22 protein-coding genes and 1 tRNA gene are annotated in these 21561 nt (G+C 63.0%); 13 read left to right on the top strand and 10 right to left on the bottom strand.

Annotation, left to right across the window (positions count from 1 at the left end):
- Nucleotides 1-53: 53 nt before the first annotated feature.
- On the bottom strand, nt 54-1244 hold the full coding sequence (locus PSV05_RS06730) for a porin (protein ID WP_300063413.1): 1191 nt from the start codon (nt 1242-1244) through the stop codon (nt 54-56).
- Between the two features lie 298 nt (nt 1245-1542).
- On the opposite strand from PSV05_RS06730, the gene pstS (PSV05_RS06725) reads away from it, so the two are divergent.
- The 8 genes from pstS (PSV05_RS06725) (at nt 1543) to rnt (ending at nt 8541) form a co-directional block, all read left to right on the top strand.
- A complete protein-coding gene (gene pstS / locus PSV05_RS06725) occupies nt 1543-2553 on the top strand; it encodes a phosphate ABC transporter substrate-binding protein PstS (protein ID WP_300063411.1) in 1011 nt (336 codons plus the stop codon).
- Nucleotides 2554-2742: 189 nt separating this feature from the next.
- A complete protein-coding gene (pstS, locus tag PSV05_RS06720) occupies nt 2743-3831 on the top strand; it encodes a phosphate ABC transporter substrate-binding protein PstS (RefSeq protein WP_300063408.1) in 1089 nt (362 codons plus the stop codon).
- A gap of 39 nt (nt 3832-3870) precedes the next feature.
- On the top strand, nt 3871-4830 hold the full coding sequence (pstC, locus tag PSV05_RS06715) for a phosphate ABC transporter permease subunit PstC (RefSeq protein ID WP_300063405.1): 960 nt from the start codon (nt 3871-3873) through the stop codon (nt 4828-4830).
- Nucleotides 4830-5717, top strand: coding sequence for a phosphate ABC transporter permease PstA (gene pstA / locus PSV05_RS06710; protein ID WP_300063402.1), 888 nt, complete (start codon nt 4830-4832; stop codon nt 5715-5717). Before pstC ends, pstA begins: the two co-directional genes overlap by 1 nt.
- A 52-nt stretch (nt 5718-5769) precedes the next feature.
- Nucleotides 5770-6552 carry a phosphate ABC transporter ATP-binding protein PstB gene (gene pstB / locus PSV05_RS06705; protein ID WP_300065362.1) on the top strand — a complete coding sequence of 261 codons (783 nt, stop codon included), beginning with the start codon at nt 5770-5772 and terminating at the stop codon, nt 6550-6552.
- The gene (gene phoU / locus PSV05_RS06700) at nt 6552-7253 is read left to right on the top strand and encodes a phosphate signaling complex protein PhoU (RefSeq protein ID WP_300063399.1); all 702 of its coding nucleotides are present in this window, start codon (nt 6552-6554) and stop codon (nt 7251-7253) included. Before pstB ends, phoU begins: the two co-directional genes overlap by 1 nt.
- Nucleotides 7254-7362: 109 nt before the next feature.
- Nucleotides 7363-7800, top strand: a complete 438-nt coding sequence (locus tag PSV05_RS06695; RefSeq protein ID WP_300063396.1) for an EF-hand domain-containing protein — start codon at nt 7363-7365, stop codon at nt 7798-7800.
- Between the two features lie 84 nt (nt 7801-7884).
- Nucleotides 7885-8541, top strand: coding sequence for a ribonuclease T (rnt, locus tag PSV05_RS06690; protein ID WP_300063393.1), 657 nt, complete (start codon nt 7885-7887; stop codon nt 8539-8541).
- A gap of 144 nt (nt 8542-8685) precedes the next feature.
- On the opposite strand, the gene PSV05_RS06685 is transcribed toward rnt, so the two are convergent.
- The 3 genes from PSV05_RS06685 to rnr all read right to left on the bottom strand — a co-directional run bounded on the left by PSV05_RS06685 (nt 8686) and on the right by rnr (nt 12176).
- Entirely contained in the window at nt 8686-8961 is a 276-nt protein-coding gene (locus PSV05_RS06685) for a hypothetical protein (RefSeq protein ID WP_300063390.1), read from the bottom strand.
- 13 nt (nt 8962-8974) lie between these two features.
- A complete protein-coding gene (gene rlmB, locus PSV05_RS06680; protein ID WP_300063387.1) occupies nt 8975-9721 on the bottom strand; it encodes a 23S rRNA (guanosine(2251)-2'-O)-methyltransferase RlmB in 747 nt (248 codons plus the stop codon).
- Between the two features lie 178 nt (nt 9722-9899).
- Nucleotides 9900-12176, bottom strand: coding sequence for a ribonuclease R (rnr, locus tag PSV05_RS06675; RefSeq protein ID WP_300065360.1), 2277 nt, complete (start codon nt 12174-12176; stop codon nt 9900-9902).
- Between the two features lie 281 nt (nt 12177-12457).
- Between rnr and PSV05_RS06670 the strand changes: the two genes are divergently transcribed.
- The 3 genes from PSV05_RS06670 to PSV05_RS06660 all read left to right on the top strand — a co-directional run bounded on the left by PSV05_RS06670 (nt 12458) and on the right by PSV05_RS06660 (nt 14946).
- Nucleotides 12458-12544: transfer RNA gene (locus tag PSV05_RS06670), tRNA-Leu, on the top strand.
- A 273-nt stretch (nt 12545-12817) separates the two neighbouring features.
- On the top strand, nt 12818-13531 hold the full coding sequence (locus PSV05_RS06665; RefSeq protein WP_300063384.1) for an MtnX-like HAD-IB family phosphatase: 714 nt from the start codon (nt 12818-12820) through the stop codon (nt 13529-13531).
- Nucleotides 13528-14946, top strand: a complete 1419-nt coding sequence (locus PSV05_RS06660) for an aminotransferase class III-fold pyridoxal phosphate-dependent enzyme (protein ID WP_300063381.1) — start codon at nt 13528-13530, stop codon at nt 14944-14946. Before PSV05_RS06665 ends, PSV05_RS06660 begins: the two co-directional genes overlap by 4 nt.
- A gap of 189 nt (nt 14947-15135) precedes the next feature.
- On the opposite strand, the gene PSV05_RS06655 is transcribed toward PSV05_RS06660, so the two are convergent.
- Both PSV05_RS06655 and PSV05_RS06650 read right to left on the bottom strand, forming a co-directional pair.
- Nucleotides 15136-16389, bottom strand: coding sequence for a beta-ketoacyl-[acyl-carrier-protein] synthase family protein (locus PSV05_RS06655; RefSeq protein ID WP_300063378.1), 1254 nt, complete (start codon nt 16387-16389; stop codon nt 15136-15138).
- Nucleotides 16390-16398: 9 nt separating this feature from the next.
- The gene (locus PSV05_RS06650) at nt 16399-16683 is read right to left on the bottom strand and encodes a phosphopantetheine-binding protein (protein WP_300063375.1); all 285 of its coding nucleotides are present in this window, start codon (nt 16681-16683) and stop codon (nt 16399-16401) included.
- A gap of 74 nt (nt 16684-16757) precedes the next feature.
- Between PSV05_RS06650 and PSV05_RS06645 the strand changes: the two genes are divergently transcribed.
- Nucleotides 16758-17813, top strand: coding sequence for a GNAT family N-acetyltransferase (locus PSV05_RS06645; RefSeq protein ID WP_300063373.1), 1056 nt, complete (start codon nt 16758-16760; stop codon nt 17811-17813).
- A gap of 1 nt (nt 17814) precedes the next feature.
- Nucleotides 17815-18675: an arginase family protein gene (locus PSV05_RS06640; protein WP_300063371.1), complete on the top strand. Its 861-nt coding sequence runs from the start codon at nt 17815-17817 to the stop codon at nt 18673-18675.
- Between the two features lie 30 nt (nt 18676-18705).
- Here the strand turns inward: PSV05_RS06640 and PSV05_RS06635 are convergent, their stop codons facing one another.
- From PSV05_RS06635 to PSV05_RS06620, 4 genes are read right to left on the bottom strand one after another with little or no spacing between them, the layout of a single operon-like run.
- Nucleotides 18706-19917 (bottom strand): DegT/DnrJ/EryC1/StrS family aminotransferase, encoded by a 1212-nt coding sequence (locus tag PSV05_RS06635; RefSeq protein ID WP_300065359.1) that lies wholly within the window; start codon nt 19915-19917, stop codon nt 18706-18708.
- Nucleotides 19895-20290: an EamA family transporter gene (locus tag PSV05_RS06630; RefSeq protein WP_300063368.1), complete on the bottom strand. Its 396-nt coding sequence runs from the start codon at nt 20288-20290 to the stop codon at nt 19895-19897. The genes PSV05_RS06635 and PSV05_RS06630 overlap by 23 nt, the downstream gene beginning before the upstream one ends.
- Before the next feature lie 8 nt (nt 20291-20298).
- Nucleotides 20299-20658, bottom strand: a complete 360-nt coding sequence (locus PSV05_RS06625; RefSeq protein WP_300063366.1) for an EamA family transporter — start codon at nt 20656-20658, stop codon at nt 20299-20301.
- A complete protein-coding gene (locus PSV05_RS06620) occupies nt 20658-21500 on the bottom strand; it encodes an alpha/beta fold hydrolase (protein ID WP_300065357.1) in 843 nt (280 codons plus the stop codon). The genes PSV05_RS06625 and PSV05_RS06620 overlap by 1 nt, the downstream gene beginning before the upstream one ends.
- Nucleotides 21501-21561: the final 61 nt, after the last annotated feature.

The raw sequence follows: 21561 nt of genomic DNA, 5'->3' as shown, positions 1-21561 counted from the left end.
AGAAGCGGCGGACCGAAGTCCGCCGCCAGCTCACATGTTGATGGGCGTCACGATCAGAAGCGGAATTCGCCCCAGACGCCGAGTTCCTTGGCTTCAAGGTTGATGCTGGTGTTGTTCTGGCGGTGGGTCTGCTTGTAGACAGTCGCCAGCTTGACGCCCTTGATGATCGGGAACTCGACGCCGAGGTTGAAGTAGCTCTCCCGCAGGCTCGGATCCAACGCCTTGCTCAGGTCTGCATTGTCATAGCGACCAAACAGGGTGATGCCGCCATTGGTCAGGCCCACGCTGCCCCACAACGAGTAGCCAGCGGCCTTGTCGGACGCCGCTGTCAGCACGTTGTTCCAGTTGTTGGCCTGGAAGTATTCGACGCCGAACCGGGTATTTCCGGACGTATAAGCCGCCAGGAAGTCCACGCGGTTGGCAGTGTGCAACGCATTGACCGTCTGTGTTTCCTTGCCCAGCGTGCCGGTATACGCACCCACGCCAACCACGATGTTCTCGGTCGGGGCGTAGCTCACGCGGCCCTCGAAGTCCACGCCCTTGCTGCGGCTTGGATTCTTGTAGCCCGCCCCGTTGAGCATAGCGCCGGCGTACTCGAATGCACCACCGGCCAGCTTGCCGCTGGCGTGCAGGCCCCAGTCGGCCGAGGTGCCGTACTTCAGGCGGTCGACCATGGTGTTCTCGACATAACGCATGCCATTGGCACCCTCTGAGAACGGCACCCAGGGCAGATCTGTCGAACCGGCGCGCGCCACGAACGCGTCGCTGTACTTGTACTGCACGTAGGCCTTCTTGATGTACAGCTCGGTTGAGGAGATCGCCGACGAGTACTGGAAGTCCGTAGTCAGGTTCATCGACCATTTGTCGTTGAACGTGTGGTCGACGCCGAGGTAGAAGCGCTTGATATCGAAGCCAAAACCGGACTTGGCGGTCTTGCTGCCGTTATTGGTGTCGTTGATGTTGGTGCCGTCAAAATACATACGGCCGCTGAGCTTGGTGTCGTTGACGAGTTTCTTCAAAGAGGCGACGTCATCGAGCGCCTCATTGGTCTTGGCCTGGGCCACGTTGACGTCCGACTGCGCATTGGTGCGCTCTTCCAGGTTCTCGACCTGCACCTGCAACGCGGCGATCTGCGCCTTCAGCCCGGCGATGTCCTGGGCACTCGGGGCACTCTGGGCGGCCGCATTGAAGCTGAGGCTGCCGACTACCAGCGCGATCGCGGTAGCCAAATGGGTGGGGCGCATGGCACGACTCCTTGAAATTGGACGGTGTTTGTTGATGACGGTTGCGCGCTCGCTAGTCGAGCCCTACATGTCAGATCGACATTTGACCTGTTATAGATTTCAGTTTTATGTCCGTATTGACGTTTTCTTAACTCGTGGTTGCGCTCGCTCGGCTCGAAGCGAATCCGCGAGATCACGCAAGCACGTGCGGTGATGTCATCAAAGTGTCACTCGAAGGACGCGGAAACGTCATTGAATCACTGTGCAATGCGCTGCGAGACGGGTCGGTCCCGTCGCTTCAGCATCCAGGAGTCCACCCGTGTTCAAGTCCCTCAAGTTCCGCGTTGCCGCGCTCGCGCTGGCGACGAGTTTTGCCGCCAATGCATTCGCGTCCGACGTCACCGGCGCTGGCGCATCCTTCGTGTATCCGGCGATGTCCAAGTGGTCGTCGGACTACAAGGCGGCCACCGGCAAGGAAGTCAATTACCAGTCGATCGGTTCCGGCGGCGGCATTGCCCAGATCAAGGCCGGCACGGTGGATTTCGGCTCCTCAGACAAGCCGCTTCCGCCGGAAGAGCTGAGCCGATCGGGCCTGGCCCAGTTCCCGTCGGTGATCGGCGGCATTGTCCCCGCTTTCAACCTGCCTGGCATCGCTGCCGGCTCGATGAAGATGGATCCGGATGTGCTGGCGGACATCTTCCTCGGCAACATCACGATGTGGAACGATCCGCGGATCGTCGCGATCAACCGCAGCCTCAACCTGCCAGAGCAGAAGATCACCGTCGTGCATCGTTCTGACGGCTCGGGCACCAGCTTCAACTTCACCAATTACCTGTCCAAGGTCAGCCCGGAGTGGAAGGTCAAGGTCGGCGAAGGCACTGCAGTCAAGTGGCCAGTCGGGATCGGCGGCAAGGGCAACGAGGGTGTGTCTGCTTACGTCAAGCAGATCAAGGGCAGCATTGGTTACGTCGAACTGGCCTATGCGCTGCAGAACAAGGTGGCGTATTCGCGCCTGAAGAATGCCTCCGGCAACTACGTCAACCCGAGCGACGACTCGTTCGCCGAGGCTGCCTCCAGCGCCGACTGGGCGTCCGCCAAGGACTTCTACCTGATCATCACCAACGCACCGGGCAAGAACGCCTGGCCGATCACTGCGACCAACTTCATGCTGGTCCACAAGAACGGCAAGCCCGGCACCAAGGCCGCTCTCGAATTCTTCCGCTGGGTATACGCGAACGGCGATGGCGCTGCCGCCTCGCTCGGATATGTGCCCCTGCCCGACTCGCTGGTTAAGCAGATCGAGGGTTACTGGGCGAAGACGCTCAAGTAAGCCTCCAGGTAAGAACCCCGAGTACCAGCCCTGACCAGGGTGAATTTTGATGCGGGCCTTCGGGCCCGCTTTTTTTGCTGGCACGCATTCGCAGAAATACTGCGCCATGTCATCGGGTTGTCACAAAATCATCATTTCATGGCGGAACCTCATCAATGCGTCGCGCACTGCGCGCGCCAGGAGTCCTCAATGAACCGCAATCTTCCCCGTATCGCCGCCTTGGGCCTGTGCCTGATCACCTCTTTGAGCGCCTGCAAGAATGAGAACACGCCCGCCACCGGCAACTCGGCGGGCACCACCGCAGCCGCCGAGTCCGGCAACAAGGTCGCCGCGCAGATCACCGGCGCCGGCGCCAGCTTCGTGTACCCATTGATGTCCAAATGGTCCGCCGACTATGCGGCCGCCACCGGCAACAAGGTCAACTATCAGTCGATCGGCTCTGGCGGAGGCATCGCCCAGATCAAGGCCGGCACGGTTGATTTCGGTTCGTCCGACAAACCGCTACCACCGGAAGAGCTAGCGCAGGACAGCCTGGTGCAGTTCCCCTCGACGATTGGCGGCGTAGTCCCGGTGATCAACCTGCCCGGGATTCAAGCCGGCACGCTGCGGCTGACCGGCGCGCTGCTGGCCGACATCTACCTGGGCAAGGTCACGACGTGGAACGACGCCGCGATCGCCACCTTGAATCCGGGCGTAGCCTTGCCGGCGGACAAGATCCATGTGGTGCGCCGCTCGGATGGCTCGGGTACGACCTTCAATTTCACCAACTACCTGTCCAAGGTCAGCCCGGCATGGAATGACGGCATCGGTGAAGGCACCAGCGTGAACTGGGCCGGCAGCACGGTCGGCGGCAAGGGCAACGAGGGCGTGGCCTCATACGTCCAGCAGCTCAAGGGTTCGATCGGTTATGTCGAACTGTCTTATGCGCTGCAGAACAAGATGGCTTATGCATCGATGCAGAACGCCGCGGGCAACTGGATGCAGCCGAATGCCGAATCGTTCGCCGCGGCCGCTGCCAGCGCCGACTGGGTGAATGCCAAGGACTTCAGTCTGGTGATCACCAATGCACCAGGCGCACAGGCATGGCCGATCACCGCCACCAATTTCATCCTGATGCGCAAGCAGCCGCGCGATGCCGCCGCCGCACGCGCCGCACTGGACTTCTTCCGCTGGGCGTACGCCAGTGGCACCGAACAGGCCAAGTCACTGGACTACGTGCCGTTGCCGGCCGAACTCGTCACGCAGATCGAAGCGTACTGGGCCGCGCAACTCAAGTAAGCAACGATCGATCACACCGACCGAAGGCCACGCGCACGCATGAATGCTGCAGTCGTTTCAATTTCGCCACGTGACAGCAAGGACACGCGTAACGACGCGCGATTCCGCTGGCTGCTCACTGCCGCCGCATTGTTCGTACTGATCAGCCTGGCCGGGGCCGCCCTGTCGATGTTGTGGGGCGGCCGCAGCGTGCTCGCCAGCGAAGGCCTGAACTTCTTCTTCTCCACCGACTGGAATCCGGTCGAAAACAAGTACGGCGCGCTGGTCCCGATCTACGGCACGGTCGTCACCGCCTTCATCGCGATGCTGATTGCGGTGCCGGTGAGTTTCGGCATCGCGTTCTTCCTCACCGAAGTGGCACCGCGCTGGATGCGCGCGCCGGTCGGCACCGCCATCGAACTGCTGGCCGGCATCCCGTCGATTATCTATGGCATGTGGGGCTTCTTCGTGCTGATGCCGGTGATGCGCGAGTCACTGATCCCGTGGCTGGACGAACACGTGGGCCCGCTGCCAGTCATCGGCGCCCTGTTCCGCGGCCCGCCGATCGGCGCCGGCATGCTGACGTCCGGCATCGTGCTATCGATCATGGTGATTCCGTTCATCGCCTCGGTGATGCGCGAGGTGTTCATGACCGTGCCAGCACGCCTGAAGGAATCTGCGTACGCGCTGGGCGCGACAAAGTGGGAAGTGAGCTGGGACATCATGCTGCCGTACACGCGGTCGGCGGTGATCGGTGGCGTGTTCCTGGGCCTCGGCCGCGCGCTGGGCGAGACCATGGCGGTCACCTTCGTGATCGGCAACAGCGTGAACTTCACCGCATCGCTGCTGGAACCGTCAACCACCATTGCCGCATTGATCGCCAACGATTTTGGCGAGGCCACCGAGGAATATCGCGCAGCCCTTCTGCTGCTTGGCTTCGTGCTGTTCATCGTGACGTTCATCGTGCTGGCATTGGCTCGGTTGATGCTCAACAACCTGGCGCGCAAGGAAGGCAATTGATGAGCGCTGCGATCACGCCCGTTGCCCGACGCGATAACGCGGGACTCTATCGTCGACGCCGCATCACCAATGCCGTGGCAATCGTGATGGCCTGTGCCGCCGCACTGTTTGGCCTGGCCTTTCTCGGCTGGATCCTGTGGACATTGCTGGCCAAGGGATTGGCGCATCTGAACCTGGCGCTGTTGACCCAGGACCAGCCGCCGCCGCTGGAAGCCGGCGGCTTGCGCAACGCGATCGTAGGTAGCCTGATGATGTGCGGCATGGGCGTGCTGGTCGGTGCGCCACTGGGTATTGCTGCCGGCACTTGGCTGGCCGAATACGGCCAGCACGGCAAGCTGGGAACCACGGTGCGTTTCGTCAACGACATCCTGTTGTCGGCGCCTTCCATCGTGCTGGGCCTGTTCGTATATGCGGCTTTCATCATGCAGACCGGCGGCAACTTTTCGGCATTTGGCGGCGCGCTGGCGCTGGCCTTCATCGTGCTCCCGGTCGTCGTGCGCACCACGGACGAAATGCTGCGACTGGTGCCGGTGCAGATGCGCGAAGCCGCGCTGTCACTTGGCGTGCCGCAGTGGAAAGTGACGATGCAGGTGCTCTACCGCTCCGCCCTGCCCGGAATCATCACCGGCATCCTGCTTGCGATCGCTCGGATCAGCGGCGAAACCGCGCCACTGCTGTTCACCGCATTCGGCAACGAATTCTTCAGCCTGGACCCTACCGGCGCGATGAGCGCGCTGCCGCTGGTGATATACAAGTTCGCCGGCAGCGGTTACGAGAACTGGGAACAACTGGCCTGGTCCGGCGCATTGCTGGTCACCCTGTTCGTGCTCGCCATCAGCCTGGCCGCTCGTGCCATTCTGCTACGCAACAAGATTACCCATGACTGACTTTTCGCGGATTCTGTCGATGAACGATGCTCGCTTCACCGTTGGTACACCGATGCGCGACACCATCGTGGCTGCCGCGCCACCGGTGAAGATCGCCGCGCGCAACCTGAACTTCTGGTACGACAAATTCCTTGCGGTGAAGGACATCAACCTGGACATCCCGGAGAAGCGTGTCACCGCGCTGATCGGCCCGTCTGGCTGCGGCAAGTCGACACTCCTGCGCGTGTTCAACCGCATTTACGCGCTGTACCCGAAGCAGGAAGCCAAAGGCGATGTCCTGCTGGACGGGGAAAACATCCTCGATCCCAGATACCCGATGAACCGGTTGCGAAGCAAGGTCGGCATGGTGTTCCAGAAGCCGGTGCCATTCCCGATGACGATCTACGAAAACGTCGCCTACGGCATCCGCCACCATGAGCGCCTTGGCAAGGCGGAGATGGACGTACGAGTGGAAGAAGCGCTGCGCCAGTCGGCGTTGTGGGATGAGGTCAAGGACAAGCTGAAGACCAGTGGCCTGGGGCTGTCCGGCGGCCAGCAACAACGCCTGTGCATCGCCCGCGCGATCGCGCTTCGGCCCGACGTGCTGCTGCTGGACGAACCAACCTCGGCGCTCGACCCGATCTCCACCAGCCGCATCGAGCAATTGGTGGAGGAACTCAAGCAGTCCTTCACGATCATGATCGTCACCCACAACATGCAGCAAGCCGCGCGCGTGTCCGACTTCACCGCCTTCATGTATCTGGGCGACATGGTCGAGCACGGCGCCACCGACCATATCTTCTCCAACCCCGGCAAGCAACAGACCGAGGACTACATCACAGGACGCTTCGGCTGATGAACGAGAACAACCACATCGTCAAGAGCTACGACCAGGAGCAGCAAGGCTTGATGGACGAGCTGATCCGCATGGGCCAGATGTCGGCGGCGCAGCTTGAAGCCGCACTGGACGTAGTCGAGCGCCGCGACGACAAGGCCGCCGAGCGCGTGATCGGCAACGATGAGGCGATCGATGCACTTGAACAGCAGGTCAACCATGACGTGATCCACCTGATCCGGCGCGGTCCGCTGGCTGGCGACTTGCGCATGATCCTGGCCGCCCTGCGAGTGGCCTCGGACATCGAACGCATCGGCGATTACGCAGCCAACATCGCCAAGCGCTCGATGGCACTGAATCAATCACCGCCGCTGCCGCATACCCGCGGGCTGGACGCGCTTGGCCGGATGGCAGTGCGCCAGGTGCGCGACGTGCTGGAGGCCTACGTCAACCGTGATGGCGAGGCCGCGCTGCGGGTGCGAGCGCGCGATGCCGAACTGGACACGCACTACACCGGCCTGTTCCGCGAGCTGCTGACCTACATGATGGAGGACGCACGCGCGATCACCCCATGCACGCACCTGCTGTTCATGGCCAAGAACCTGGAGCGGATCGGCGACCACGCCACGAATATCGCGGAGAACATCTGGTTCCTCCTGCATGGCGAGGAACTTATGCCGCCGCGCGACAAACGCGACGAAACCAACACGTCCGTGATTTGAAGACGGTCTGAACCGCGGATTGATGCCCGCACTGCATATTTGAACGGGGCGAGCGGCGCGCTAGGATGGTGGAGTCGCGCCGACCGGCGCATCCACCATGGGTGACCTGATGTCAAATTCGAAGCGTTTCGCATCCCCGATCCTGACCGCCATGTTCGTCGCTACCTGCCTCGCCTGCGGTTCCACTGCCGCCCAGAATGCTGCTCTTTCCAAGGCAAGCCAGGACGCGACGCCAGCAGCCCGCGAAGCGGTTTCCGGCATTGCCACCGGCAAGCGAATGCACAAGCCCATGACCATGACCATGGAGCTGGACAAGCAGGCCCAGCCCCACACCATGGCCGACATGGACACCGACAAGGACGGGCGTCTCTCGCGCAGTGAATTCGCCGCCGCCCACGGTGGCAAGACCGATGAATTCGCCGCCCATGACAGCAATGGCGATGGCTTCATCACCCAGGCCGAAATGGACGCCCACCATGCGGCGATGAAGGCGGAGCCTGAAGCCGCGCATACAGTGCAGCAGGAAGCCGGCAAGCCTCACCACTGATTGCGAATGAGCGCGCAGCATGGACGCTGCGCAAATCGATCAGCAGCAGCTCGAGTCGTGAGGCTGCTCTGCTAGGCTGTCACGATGCCTGACATTTTCGACATCGCGCCCGCCTTCGTACCACCCACTTTCAAGCCTATGGCCGAGCGTTTCCGTGGCTACCTGCCAGTGGTGGTGGACGTGGAAACCGGCGGTTTCGACTGGAACCGCAATGCGCTGCTTGAAATCGCGGCGGTGCCGATCGAACTCGATGCCAACGGTCGCTACATTCCCGGCGAGGTGTGCAGTGCGCATATCCAACCCGCACCCGGCACCACGATCGATCCCAAGTCGCTGGAGATCACAGGTATCCAGGTCGACAACCCGTTACGCGGGGCACTGCCCGAGCGCGAAGGACTGGATGCGGTGTTCACCCCGGTGCGTGCAGCGGCCAAGCGACACGGCTGCCAGCGCGCGATCCTGGTCGGCCACAACGCGCACTTCGACCTCAACTTCGTCAATGCCGCGGTTGCACGGGTCGCGCACAAACGCAATCCGTTCCATCCGTTTTCGGTATTCGACACGGTGACCATGGCCGGCATGGCCTACGGGCAAACAGTATTGGCACGTGCGATACACACCGCAGGCCTTGACTGGGATCAGCGCGAAGCGCATTCAGCGATATACGACGCGTTGCAGACGGCCAAGCTGTTCTGCATCATCGCCAATGCTTGGCCTGTGCCGATGGCACCCACTGCGTAGAAGCGCCTTTCAGGGCGCGATCACAGTATCGTGGGGGAATCATTGCGCCTTGAAAGGCGCTCCTACGCTGGAATCCTGCTCTCCGTAGGAGCGCCCGTTCGGGCGCGATATGGATCGCGCCGCAAACGGCGAAGACAGTTGCTCCTACAAACGCATAGCCGCCGCATCCCGCTTCAGCCTGAGCGAGCGAGCAATGCCGTAAATGCTCACGACCATCCAGGCAGCTTCGAGCAGGAATACCGGCAAATTGAACTTGCCAGTCAGCGACACCAGGATGCCAGCAGCGCCGAACAGATTGATCAACTGATAGATCAAACCCGTGCCCGCCAGACGACCTGCCTGCAGCAGGAAATATCCAAGCAGGATGATCACTGTTCCCAGCAAGCCCACCAAGTCGTACCACGCGAGTTCCCATGCCATTCCCGCGCCCTCCTCAGGCTTGCCGCTGACGCACGGCTTCGAACAGCGCCACGCCAGTGGCAACCGACACATTCAGGCTCTCGAAATCACCCGGCATCGGGATCTTGACCAGTTGGTCGCAGTTCTCGCGCGTAAGCCGTCGCAGGCCGTCGCCTTCGCTGCCTAACACCAGCGCCACGTTACCTTTCAAGTCGATTGCATAAAGTGACGCTTCGGCATCGCCGGCCAGCCCATAAATCCACACACCGATCTTCTGCAGGTCACGCAGGGTGCGTGAGAGATTGGTGACACTGAACACCGGTATCGTGTCCGCGGCACCGGCCGAGGTCTTGCGCACTGTGGCATTGAGCTGCACCGCCTTGTCCTTCGGGAACACCACTGCGGTCACGCCCGCCGCCGCTGCGCTGCGCAGGCAGGCGCCAAGGTTATGCGGATCCTGCACGCCGTCCAGCACCAGCACCAGCGCCTTGCCTTCGGCGGCTTCGATCAGTTCGGGCAGGTCGTGCTCATCCCAGGTCCTGGCCGCGGCATAGCGCGCGACCGCGCCCTGGTGGCGCAGGCCACCGGCCACGCCGTCCAGCGCATTCTGGGCGACCCGACGCACCTCGATGCCCATGCGTCGCGCCTGTTGCTCAAGGTCGGTGATACGCGAGTTCTTGCCGCCGGCTTCAAGCAGGATTTCGCGGACGTTGTCGGCGTCGTGCTCCACGGCGGAGGCCACGGCGTTGAGTCCGACGATCCATTGGGCGGCTTTGTTCATGGCGCTATTGTGCCGGAAATGCGCATGAACACCTCGCCCTGCAGGAGCGCCCTTCAGGGCGCGATCCGCCTTCCGCAACGATGTGATCGCACCCTTGTAGGAGCGCCCATCTGGGCGTGAACCGCCATTCGCATCGATGTTTTCGCGCCCTGAAGGGCGCTCCTACGAGAGCAACACCTCAATACTTCTTCTTTTTCCGCTTCGCCGGCTTGCCGCGCTCCGGCAGCGGCTTGGCGCCGCTGACGCCCTCGTCGACCAGACGGAAGTCGATCTTGCGATCTTCGACGCTGGCTTTCAGCACCACCACGCGCACACGATCACCAAGGCGGTACTCGCGTCCGCGACGTTCGCCGGTAAGCGTCTTGCGCACCGCATCGAAGTGGTAGAAATCATTGGACAGCTGGGTCACGTGGACCAGACCATTGACCTTGGAATCGTCGAGTTCGACGAACAGGCCGAAGCTGGTCACGCCACTGATGGTGCCATCGAATTCCTCGCCGACGTGGGTTTCCATCCATGCCGCGCGATAGCGGTCGTCGACTTCGCGCTGGGCGTCGTCGGCCCTGCGCGAGCGTTCCGAACACTGCAGCGACAGGCTGGCCATGCGGTGTGGCGAATATTCGTAGGTCTCAGGCTTGCCGTCGGTCAGCGCATATTTGATCGCGCGATGCACCAGAAGGTCGGGATAGCGACGGATCGGAGAGGTGAAGTGCGCATAGGCCTCCAGCGCCAGCCCGAAATGGCCGATGTTCTCGGGTGAATACACCGCCATCGCCTGGCTGCGCAAAATCACCGATTCCAGCAAGGTCGCGTCCGGGCGGTCGCGAATTTTTTCCAGAAGATTGCGGAAATCCATCGGCCGCACTTTCGCCCATGGCGGCATCCGCAACTGGAATTCCTTGAGGAATTCACCGAGGTCGGCGTACTTGGATTCCGGCGGCCTGTCGTGGTCGCGGTACGGCGCCGGGATGTGTTTTTCCAGCAGGTATAGCGCGGCCTGCACGTTGGCCGCGATCATGCATTCCTCGATCAGCTTGTGTGCGTCGTTGCGCTGGATCATGCCGGCCTGACTGACCGCGCCCTTGGCATCCAGCATGAAGCGTACTTCGCTGCTCTCGAACTCGATCGCGCCGCGCTTCGCCCGCGCGCGATCCAGCACCCTGAAAAGCTGATGCAGGCTCTTGATCTGCGGCAGCTGGTCGCCAACCTTGGCCAGCGCAGCGGCGTGGTCGTCCTCGGGAATGCCCTCGCCGATCACGTTCCAGACATCGGTATAGGTCAGGCGCTTGTGCGAAAACATTACCGCTTCGTGGAAGCTTGCGCCGCTGACCACGCCATCGCGGCCGACCTGCATATCACACGCGAAGCACAGCCGGTCGACCTTCGGCATCAGCGAGCAGATACCGTTGCTGAGTGTCTCCGGCAGCATCGGCACCACGAAGCCTGGAAAATACACTGACGTCGCGCGCAGCTGGGCTTCATCGTCCAGTGGCGTACCCGGCAGCACGTAATGCGAGACATCGGCGATCGCCACGATCAGGCGGAAGCCGTCCGCATTCGGCTCGCACCAGACCGCGTCGTCGAAATCCTTGGCATCTTCGCCATCGATCGTGACCAGTGGCAGGCCGCGCAGGTCCAGTCGCTTCTGGATGTCGGACTGCTGCACCTCGAGTGGGACTGCGGCGGCCTGCGCCAGCACTTCCGGAGAAAATTCGTTCGGGATCTCGTGGCCGTGGATCGCCGCTTCCACTGCCAGCGACGCGGTCAGCTTGTCGCCAAGCACGGCCAGCACCTTGCCAATCGGCGGACGATGCTGGTCTTGCGCCTGGGTGATCTCGACTACTACCAGTTGCCCGTGTTTCGCGTCGTTGCGCGCGTCTTGCGGGATCATCACGTTGCGCTGGATGCGTTTGTCATCCGGCACCACATAGGCGATGCCGGCATCTTCGGTGTAGCGGCCAAGCAAGCGGTTGAGACGGCGCTCAAGCACCTCGACGATCGCGCCTTCGCGGCGCCCCTGGCGATCCACGCCGGTGACGCTGGCCAGTACGCGGTCGCCGTGGGTGACCTTGCGCATTTCGTTGGGCGCCAGGAACAGGTCGTCGCCTGCGCCTGTATCCGGGCGCAGGAAACCAAAGCCGTTCGGATTGGCAATCACCGTGCCCGGAATCAGGTCGGCGCGTTCAACAGGCACGAAGCCACCCCGGCGGTTCTGCAGCAACTGACCATCGCGCAACATCGCCTGCAAGCGCTTTTCCAGTGCCTCGAAACGATCAGGCTCGGTCAGTGCCAGCTTGCGCGACAAGCCTTCGGCATCCATTGGTCCGTCATGCTCGGCCAATACCTGCAGGATCATCTCGCGACTGGCGATGGGCTGTGCGTAGCGCTGGGCCTCGCGTTCGGCGTGCGGGTCATGGCCATCGGACTGCGTACGCACCGGCACCGAGGGACGCATCGCGCGGGCCAGGCCAGGATCCGGCAACCAGCCCGGACGCTTGGGTCCGGTATTGACAGCACCTGGTCGCTTGCCGCTGCCGGCAGGTTTTGCGCCGCGCGGGCCCTTGGCTGCGGAGCCCGGGCTGCCCGGCTTGCCGGATGATGTCTTCTTGCCGCGGCCAGTGCCGCGCTTGCTGGGTGGTTTGCTCATGGCACGATGGTACAGCCCGCATGTCGACGGAGTATGCAGAAGGCGTTGACATCGCGGCCGCCCGCACCCAGAATGCGCGGCTTCAACCGGCCCGGATGGCGGAATTGGTAGACGCACTAGCTTCAGGTGCTAGCGGGGGCAACCTCGTGGAGGTTCGAGTCCTCTTCCGGGCACCAGGTTGAAGAATCCGAAGTTCTCAAGACTTCCAGCAACACGTCGAAACCCGCCCCAGTGGCGGGTTTTGTCGTTTCGGGGCTTTCCAATTCCTCCATTGCATCCTGAGTCGGTTGGGATACGTCAAGGGATACGGGATCCAAGCCTTGTTTGCTGTGACAGGCAATCAGGACCCGCGCATTCGTGCCCAGGCCTGACCCGAGACGACAGACGGAAAGGTACTGGAAAGATCCCACCCTTAACCTCTTCGCCAACGCCTTCACGGAGTAGCGTCGTTGGTCACATCCAATTGGACAATCCTGTGCGATTTCGATGGCACGGTCACACGCGAAGATGTCACCGACGCCCTGCTGGTCAAGCTCGGTCGCCCTGGCTGGGAATTCCTGGAAGCGCAATGGCGCAGCGGCACGATCGGGTCGCGTGAATGCATGACCGGTCAAGTATCCCTGCTTGGAAGCGACGCATCCGATCTTGATGCAGTCATCGATGGCATCGGCATCGATCCTGGCTTTCCTGCTTTTGTAAAAGCAGCACGCGCCGTGGGCATGCAAGTCATCATCCTCAGCGACGGCCTTGACTACGCCATCGAACGCATCCTGGCGACCCACGGGATCGATCCACCGTTGCAGGTCGTTGCCAATCACCTGCTGCGCACGCAGGCCCACAACTGGCAACTCGAGTTCCCGCACGCACAGGTGAATTGCCGCAGCGGCAATTGCAAGTGCGCGTGCGCGCAACGCCAGCAATTGCTGGGTCGTTCGACCCTGCTTATCGGCGATGGGCAATCGGACGTCTGCGTCGCTGGCCGCGCCGACTTCGTATTCGCCAAGGATCGCCTGCTCGAGCATTGCCGCAGCACCGGCATCGAACACCATCCAATCACCGGGTTCGCGGAAGCGGCGGCGCTGCTGCCTGCATTGCTGGCCGGCGAACTCACGCCTGACACCCGCTCCATCCCCCTCCCCTTGCCACGAATCCAATACGCATGAACAAGTTCGCACTGGCACAACCACTGACCAACCCCGTAACCACCATCGACGACGAAGCCCTGCTCGCCGACGAGGCGCGCTACTGCTCCTTCGGCGACACCGTGCATTACAGCGAGCCACCCAAGATCTTCACTAGTTGCAGTGGCAGCTACCTCTACGACGGGGCCGGGATGCCGTTCCTGGATCTGCAGATGTGGTATTCGGCAGTCAACTTCGGTTACGCCAACCCGCGTTTGAACGACGTGCTCAAGCGCCAGATCGACACCCTGCCGCAAGTCGCCAGCCAGTACCTGCACCCGACCAAAATCGAACTGGCAAAAGTCATAGCGCAGGATGCGGAGCGCAAGTGGGGTCACGCCGGCCGCGTTCATTTCAACGTTGGCGGTTCATCCTCAATCGAGGATTCGATGAAGATCGTGCGCAATGCATCTGGCGGCAAGAGCCTGGTGTTCGCGTTCGAGGGCGGCTATCACGGTCGCACGCTGGGTGCGTCGGCGATCACTTCGTCATACCGATACCGCCGCCGCTACGGGCACTTCGACAGGGCGCAGTTCATCGAATTCCCGTATCACTTCCGTGGCCCGAAGGGCATGTCGAAAGAGGAGTACGGCGAACAGTGCGTGGCAAAGTTCGCACGCCTTTTCGAGACCGAATACAACGGCGTCTGGGATCCCAAGGCCGGACAGTGCGAGTACGCGGCATTTTACGTCGAACCAATCCAGGGCACCGGCGGCTACGTGATCCCGCCGCCGAACTTTTTCACCGGCCTGAAGAAGGTGCTCGACCAGTACGGCGTCCTGCTGGTGGTCGACGAGATCCAGATGGGGTTCTTCCGTACCGGCAAGCTGTGGGCGATCGAGCACTTCGGCGTGAAGCCCGACGTGCTGGTGTTTGGCAAGGCACTGACCAACGGACTCAACCCGCTGGCCGGCATCTGGGCGCGCGAGGAGCTGATCAGCCCAACCGTGTTCCCGCCCGGCTCAACGCATTCCACGTTTGCCTCCAATCCGCTCGGCACTGCGGTCGGGCTGGAAACCATGCGAATGCTGGCTGAGTACGACTACGAAACCATGGTGATGGCCAAGGGCGCGCACTTCCTCGATGGCCTGCGCGATCTGCAAAAGCGCCATCCGGAAATCGGCGATGTCGACGGCCTCGGCTTGGCGCTGCGCGCGGAGATCTGTGAAGCCGACGGCTTCACCCCCAACCGCAAGCTACTTGACCACATGGTCGACATGGGTCTGGCCGGCGACCTGCGCCACAACGGCAAGCCGATCGGCCTGGTACTCGACGTCGGCGGCTACCACAAGAACGTCATTACGCTTGCACCCTCGCTGCACATCAGCAGCGAGGAAATCGACCTCGGGCTGGCGCTGCTGGACCAGTTGCTGACGCGGGCGAAGGCAACGGTTTGAAGGCGACCGGGCCCGCTTTCGTGGAAGCCACGCACGAATCCCCGCGAAAGCGAGGATTCGTTGAGTTGAAGCTATCGAGGCTCGCCCTTGAGAAGACCACCGTCCGTGGAGTTCTGCCTGCGTGGCAATGACGGGCAAGGGCGGGAAGAGCGCGTGATCACGGCGTATCGCAACCACCGCGAAAACAGATCAGCCAGCCTGCCTCAGCGCCAGCACCGCGTTCAGGCCACCGAAGGCGAAGGAGTTGCTCAGCACCGCATGCACCGGCATCGTGCGCGCGGCATTGGGCACGTAATCCAGGTCGCACTCCGGATCGGGATCGATGAAATTGGCGGTAGGCGGCACCACCTGATCGCGCAATGCGCCAATCGCGGCGACCAGTTCCAACGCGCCAGCGGCACCGAGCGCATGCCCATGGACACCCTTGGTGGACGACACCGCCAACGCCCCGGCATGGCCGCCGAAAGCCAGGTGTATCGCGCGCGTTTCGGTCGAATCATTGAGTTGCGTGCCGGTGCCGTGGGCATTGATGTAGTCGATGTCTGCGGGATCCAGACGTGCATCACGCAACGCCATACGCATCGCATCGGCCGCGCCATTGGCGGATGGCGCGACGATGTCGCCGGCATCCGAGGTCATCCCGAAGCCGGCGAGTTCGGCAAGGATGACGGCGCCGCGTGCCCGGGCATGCTCTATCTCCTCCAGCACGAACATGCCCGCGCCCTCGCCCAGCACCAGCCCGCGTCGCTGTACGCAGAACGGGCGGCAGCTATCGTCTGCAACCACCCGCATCGCCTCCCAGGCACGGATTCCCGGCAAGCTGAAGCAGGCCTCGGTGCCACCGGCCAGTGCGACATCGGCAAGTCCGTGGCGCAGCATCAGCGCGGCCTGTGCGATTGCATGATTGGACGAGGCGCAGGCACTGGACACGGCGAACCCTGGCCCCTTCAATCCGAAACGTATGCCGACCTGGCTGGCTGGCGCGCTGGGCATGATGCGTACGATCGACATCGGGTGTACGCGCTCGGCGTTGTCGCGGTAAAGCCGGCGCGACTGCTCGTCACGCGCGACTTCGCCACCGACACCAGTGCCAATGACTACGGCCGCGCGACCAGCATTTGCCTCGTCGAACACCAGTCCAGACTGAGCAACGGCTTCGTCGGCGGCCAGCAACGCGAACTGCGAAACCCGGTCCAGCAGCGCCAACTGCGCCGACGAGAAGTGTGCCGCCGGATCAAATCCGCGCACCTGCGCGGCGACCTTCATGCGGATGCCTGCCTCGCTGCCACCTGCTCCATTGGTGGGCGGCACCAGTGGCGCAATCGCGCTGCGTGCATCGCGCATGCCCTGCCAGAGTGCATTGGCGCCGATGCCCAGGGCGCTGATCGCACCCATTCCGGTAATCGCGATCCTTCGGACCGGCCTGCCTTCACTGCCCGCCATGCCGATGCCTCAGTGCGTAGCCGCGACAATAGCGTCAGTGGTGACAGTCGCCTTCTCGCTGAGCAGCCGTTCCACGGCGCTGATCAGCCCGGCGATCGTGCCGTCGTCGAGATTGGGGTCGCGGTCGGGGAAGTTGATGTCGAAATGCTCCTCGATATCGAAGATGGTTTCAATGGCTTCGAGCGAATCCACGCCCAGGTCCTTGAGCGTGCCTTCGGGAGTGAGCGTGGCGCGGTCGGCATCGACATGCTTGGCGACGATGTCCAGCACCTGATCGGCAATCTCTTGGCTCATGGTGGATCTCCATTGGTAGGGGCCGGGCCTGAGGCTCCGGTTGCGAGTACCACCCTAACCGGCGAATCTTGCGCATGCCTTTCGTGAGCCAGCTCGAACCCGAAGCGCTGGTACGGCATTTCCTTGCCCATCCACCGCGCGACTTCAGCGCCGAGCGCCTGGCGTCCAGCGTCACCGCTTTCAGCGCCCCGTTCGACGTGCTGACCACGGCTGAACCCGAACTGCGACGCCGGGTGCAGCACTGGCCGCTGTACCGCCAGTGGCGTCGCTGGCTGCGCCCACAGGCGCGCTTCATCGGCAGCACGGTGACCGAGTACGCCTTGCTTCCCGGTGACGTGGACCCCGCCGAGCTGGCCTCGACGCTGCGGCGCACCCAGTCGGCCGCGTGCCCGCTGCTGATCGTCAAGGACATCCCGCAGCAATCGCCACTACTCGATCCCGCCGGCAATGCCTGGTGCGACGCCTTTGCCGATGCCTGCGCGCGCGCGGGCTTCGTGCTGCTGCAAGGCCAGGCGCTGGCCTGGCTGCCGATCGATTTCACCTCGGCCGATGACTACCTGTCGCGGCTGTCCAAAAGCCGACGCCGCAACATCCGCCGCAAACTGCGCTCACGCGCGGCGCTTGACGTGGAGATCGTGCCGACCGGGAGCGCGTTCGCCGACGATGCCGCCATCGATGCCTTCTACGCGCTTTACTGCAATGTGTACGCGCAGAGTGAAGTCCATTTCGACTTGCTCGAACGTTCGTTCTTCCACGCCTTGCTGCGCGATGCCGACAGCGGCGGTATCGTCTTCGTGTACCGGCATGCCGGGCAGATGATCGGCTGGAACCTGTGCTTCGAGCACCGTGGCATGCTGGTGGACAAATACATGGGGCTGGCCTATCCCGAGGCCCGCGAGCACAACCTGTACGCGGTCAGCTGGATGGAAAACCTGGACTACGCACGCCGCCGCGGCCTTAGGCATTACGTCGCCGGCTGGACCGATCCCGAGGTCAAGGCCGAACTCGGTGCGCGTTTCACCTTCACCCGCCACGCGGTCTATCCGCGCAACCCCATGCTGCGCTGGCTGCTGCGGCGCATCGCCGGGCGCTTCGAGGGTGACCGTGCCTGGCACGAAGGGAATGACTGAAATGCCGGCATACATCCTTGACCTCGATGGCTCGGTCGGCGCACTGCCCGGTGCGGAGCGCATCGACCTGCGCCATTGGCACGACCAGCTCCGCTTCGCGTGCTCGAATGGGCGACTACAGTCGTTCGGCCAAGCGCTGCGCAACCTGTTGCCAGTGACCTCTGGCCCGGTGTTCTTCGGCAGCGGCGACTTCCACCATCTGAGCTTGCCATTGATCGCCGCCGCGGTGGCGCGGCAACAGGTGCCGGTGCGCGTCGTGGTACTGGACAACCATCCCGACAACATGCGCTTCCCGTTCGGCGTGCATTGCGGGTCCTGGGTGTCGCGGGTTGCGGCGTTGCCCACCGTCGCCCGGGTGGACGTGGCCGGCATCACCTCGCACGACATCGCGGCGGCGCATGCCTGGGAAAACCGGTTGCGGCCGCTGTACCGGCGCAAGCTGCACTACTGGTCGATCGGCGTGGATGTGCGCTGGGCTGCGCGGGTTGGCCTGGGCCACGCATTCCATGATTTCGACAATGCCGATGCAATGTGCGCGGCGCTGTCCGAAGATCTTGCCGCCGACACCGCGCCGGCCTACCTGTCGATCGACAAGGATGTCCTGCATTCCGATGTCGCCCGCAGCAACTGGGACCAGGGCTGCCTGCATGCTGAGCATGTACTGGCGATCATTGCAGCGCTGCGCCCGCGATTGATCGCCAGCGATGTCAACGGCGAGGTTTCGCTGGCGCGTTATCCGCAATGGTGGAAGCGCGCCCTGTCCGCCATCGATCAGCAACCGCTACCCGATCCGGCGCAACTGGCGACGTGGCAGTCGCAGCAGCACGCCGTCAACCTGGCGTTGCTGCACGCTCTCGAATAGGCGCGAACGAGAGTCCGGTCGCCTGAACTGTCAGGCCTGCCCGATGACTTCGACGATCCGCATGAACGTCGCGTAGTCCAGCCATGGCGTGTTGCTGATGGCGAGTACGCGCGCAGCGAAATCACGCGCATTCGGCACCGCTGCCTTCGGGATCACGTCCTGCAACGCCGCGTAATCGGGCAATGCATGTGCAAACGGAATGCCCAGACCCACGCCTGCACCCCAGAGCCGCGCCAATACGGCGTCACGACTGGATCCGTGGCGCATGCGCAACATCAGCAACGGCCACACGCCCTGCGCGCCGGGTGCGTCGCCAATCACTTCCACCCCCGGAATCCGCTGCAGTTGCGCGATTCGCCGCCTTGCCTGTTGCTCCAGTGCCGACAGGTGCGCCGGCAAGCGCAGGGCCGCGCGTGCGGCAACCGCCCGCCGCCAGTGGCCGACGCGATGCAGCGGGATGCGCGTCGGGTAGCTGTCGCCGGCCGCTGCTTCGAAGTCCTGCCTGCTCAGCGCACGGCGCAGTGGCATGCCATAGACCCACTGCAGCTGTCGCGGCCGATAGAACGCCGCATATCCCAACAACTCGATGCTGCGACGCAGTTCCCACAGGTGCTGCGTAGGGGCAAGTTCGTTCGCGACAACACGCATCTGCTCCCGCAATTCGGGATGTCGAGAGACCAACAGGCCGCCTTCGTACATCGTCAGTCCCTTGCCGGCGGCAAGGCTATAGAACCCGATATCGCCGAGCATGCCGACCGGCGTGCCGTCAGCGTGGCGCGCACCCAGCGCCTGCGCCGCGTCCTCGATCACCCATGCACCACTGCGCGCCGCGCACTTGATTGCGGCACCGATGTCGACCACGCGCCCGCCGAGATGGGTGGGCACTATCGCCAGCGTCCGCGGGCCGCACAACGAGGACAGCATGTCAGGATCCAGTTCCAGGCCATCGCGCTGCAAGTCGCATACACGCAACCTGAGACCGCAATGGGACACTGCCATCGCCACCAGCGGACAGGTATAGGCGGGCACGATCACCTCGCTGCAGGGGCTGTTGCGCGACAGCGTCGTCAACGCGATCACCAGTGCCGCCGTGCCCGAGCAGGTGACCTGCAGGTCGTCGATGCCCAGAACCGGGTGCAAGCGGGCTTCAAGGTCGGCATCACCGCGCCGCGGCAGCAGGTCACGCCAGTGCAAGGGCAACCCGGCGGTGGGCGGCAGCTCACGCATCGCGAAGATGCACATCGCGTTCGCCCAATCCAATGCAGACGATCCCGCCCACAATCAATAGTGCGCCCAGCGTTTTCACCACGCCGATCTGCTCATCGAACAGCAGTGCCGACAGCAGCATCACGCTGACCACTTCCAGGTGCGAAGCAGCGAATGCCGGGCCGATCGGTGCGCGCTCTAGCAGTCGCATCCATGTGAAGAATGCGCCCACGTAGCCGACGACCGCACCGTAAATCCACGGTGCCAACATCAGCCGCATCACCCAGTCCACGCTGAACTGTGGCGGGAAGGCGTGCATCCCGGCCAGCTTGAAACTGACCTGGGCCAGCGTATCGAAGGCCATCAGCAGGGCAAAGCCGAACAGGTAGCCGTGGCGATCCTTGCTCATGTGCCCACTCATGTGCCCAGCCCGACCACCGCGACGCCGACCGAAACCAGGCCGATGCCGAGCATGTGCATCGGCATCAGCCGCTCGCGGAACAGATATCGCCCTGCCAAGGTGATCACCGCGATGTTGATCGAACCGAGCAACACTCCGCGTCCAAGCGGCACCAGCGACAGGAAGGCGGTCCACGCCAGGAACTCGAACACGTAGCAGCCGATGCCAAGCCACAGCCACGGACGCCGCGCCATGTAACGCCAGCGCGCGAAGCCGTGTCCGGCCATCGGATCGGCCGCGACCGACTTGAAGGCAAGCTGGCCGACCGTATCGAGCACGACAGTCAACAACCAGATCGGCAGCACGGAAATGAGCACTAGGCTTCCAGGACAGGCTGTGTACCGTTAGCCACAGCGGTGATACGCGAGAAAAATCCGGCCAGGCAGTCCGCGAGCCGGCGACGCTCGCAATCCAGCGTGATCATGTGATAGCTGTTGTGTAGCAAGAGCAGTTCGACCGGGCTGCGGACTTGCGCGACGACCAGGTAGGCGTTGCGTACATTGGCGATGTCGTCTTCGGCGGCGTGCGCGACCAGACACGGCGCACGGACGTGTTTCAGCCGGCGCCGCACGCGCGCCGAAAGCAGCTGCAGGTCGGCCAGCGAATGCCATGGGTTACCCGGCAATCCGGCCAGAGTACTGTCGCCACTCTGCATCGCGCTGATGACTTGGCCGCGGATGCGCTGGTCGCGCAGGCCGTAGGGTGGCTCTTCCATGAAAACCCGCTTGCGTGCGAACCCCAGCCACTTGACCAACGGCAGCAGGAACGACAGTCGCGCGATGGGCGGCATGTTCCAGCCGTCGTAGCGGAAAGTCGCCCCCAGCACGCCGACGCCGTCGACCAGTTCCGGGCGCTCGGCAGCCAGCAGCAATGCCAGCAGCGCTCCCATCGACAAGCCGGCAACGAACAGATGATCGACCTCGCCGCGCAGTTGTTCGGCCGCGAGCTCGACGCTTGCGTACCAGTCGCGCCAGCCGGTGGCGAGCAGGTCGTCCTCGTCGCCGCAATGCCCGGCCAGCTGCACGCCGTGCACGGTGAATCCATCGCGATGCAGCCGCTTGCCGAGCAGGCGCATTTCAGCTGGCGTCCCGGTCAGACCATGCACCAGCAACACACCGCGACGGTCACCCTCGAACTTGAAATCGACCTTCTGGATCATCATCGCCTGCAGTGGGCGCATCGAAGCATGCGTCCGCCACAGCTTGCAATCCACGGGTTTC

The organism is Thermomonas sp., assembly GCF_029945965.1.
Classification (GTDB): domain Bacteria; phylum Pseudomonadota; class Gammaproteobacteria; order Xanthomonadales; family Xanthomonadaceae; genus Thermomonas.
This window is presented reverse-complemented; position numbering and strand designations above follow the sequence as displayed.

Bases quoted from the DNA above. Each gene is read 5' to 3' on its own strand.
- pstS (WP_300063408.1), top strand. From the start codon at position 2,743: ATGAACCGCAATCTTCCCCGTATCGCCGCCTTGGGCCTGTGCCTGATC.
- rnt (WP_300063393.1), top strand. From the start codon at position 7,885: ATGCCTGACATTTTCGACATCGCGCCCGCCTTCGTACCACCCACTTTC.
- PSV05_RS06630 (WP_300063368.1), bottom strand. From the start codon at position 20,290: ATGAGCAAGGATCGCCACGGCTACCTGTTCGGCTTTGCCCTGCTGATG.
- PSV05_RS06640 (WP_300063371.1), top strand. From the start codon at position 17,815: ATGCCGGCATACATCCTTGACCTCGATGGCTCGGTCGGCGCACTGCCC.
- rnr (WP_300065360.1), bottom strand. From the start codon at position 12,176: ATGCGTCCCTCGGTGCCGGTGCGTACGCAGTCCGATGGCCATGACCCG.
- PSV05_RS06685 (WP_300063390.1), bottom strand. From the start codon at position 8,961: ATGGCATGGGAACTCGCGTGGTACGACTTGGTGGGCTTGCTGGGAACA.
- PSV05_RS06645 (WP_300063373.1), top strand. From the start codon at position 16,758: ATGCCTTTCGTGAGCCAGCTCGAACCCGAAGCGCTGGTACGGCATTTC.
- PSV05_RS06635 (WP_300065359.1), bottom strand. From the start codon at position 19,917: ATGTGCATCTTCGCGATGCGTGAGCTGCCGCCCACCGCCGGGTTGCCC.
- PSV05_RS06655 (WP_300063378.1), bottom strand. From the start codon at position 16,389: ATGGCGGGCAGTGAAGGCAGGCCGGTCCGAAGGATCGCGATTACCGGA.
- pstA (WP_300063402.1), top strand. From the start codon at position 4,830: ATGAGCGCTGCGATCACGCCCGTTGCCCGACGCGATAACGCGGGACTC.
- phoU (WP_300063399.1), top strand. From the start codon at position 6,552: ATGAACGAGAACAACCACATCGTCAAGAGCTACGACCAGGAGCAGCAA.
- PSV05_RS06695 (WP_300063396.1), top strand. From the start codon at position 7,363: ATGTCAAATTCGAAGCGTTTCGCATCCCCGATCCTGACCGCCATGTTC.
- PSV05_RS06660 (WP_300063381.1), top strand. From the start codon at position 13,528: ATGAACAAGTTCGCACTGGCACAACCACTGACCAACCCCGTAACCACC.
- PSV05_RS06650 (WP_300063375.1), bottom strand. From the start codon at position 16,683: ATGAGCCAAGAGATTGCCGATCAGGTGCTGGACATCGTCGCCAAGCAT.
- PSV05_RS06730 (WP_300063413.1), bottom strand. From the start codon at position 1,244: ATGCGCCCCACCCATTTGGCTACCGCGATCGCGCTGGTAGTCGGCAGC.
- pstB (WP_300065362.1), top strand. From the start codon at position 5,770: ATGCGCGACACCATCGTGGCTGCCGCGCCACCGGTGAAGATCGCCGCG.
- PSV05_RS06620 (WP_300065357.1), bottom strand. From the start codon at position 21,500: ATGATCCAGAAGGTCGATTTCAAGTTCGAGGGTGACCGTCGCGGTGTG.
- rlmB (WP_300063387.1), bottom strand. From the start codon at position 9,721: ATGAACAAAGCCGCCCAATGGATCGTCGGACTCAACGCCGTGGCCTCC.
- pstC (WP_300063405.1), top strand. From the start codon at position 3,871: ATGAATGCTGCAGTCGTTTCAATTTCGCCACGTGACAGCAAGGACACG.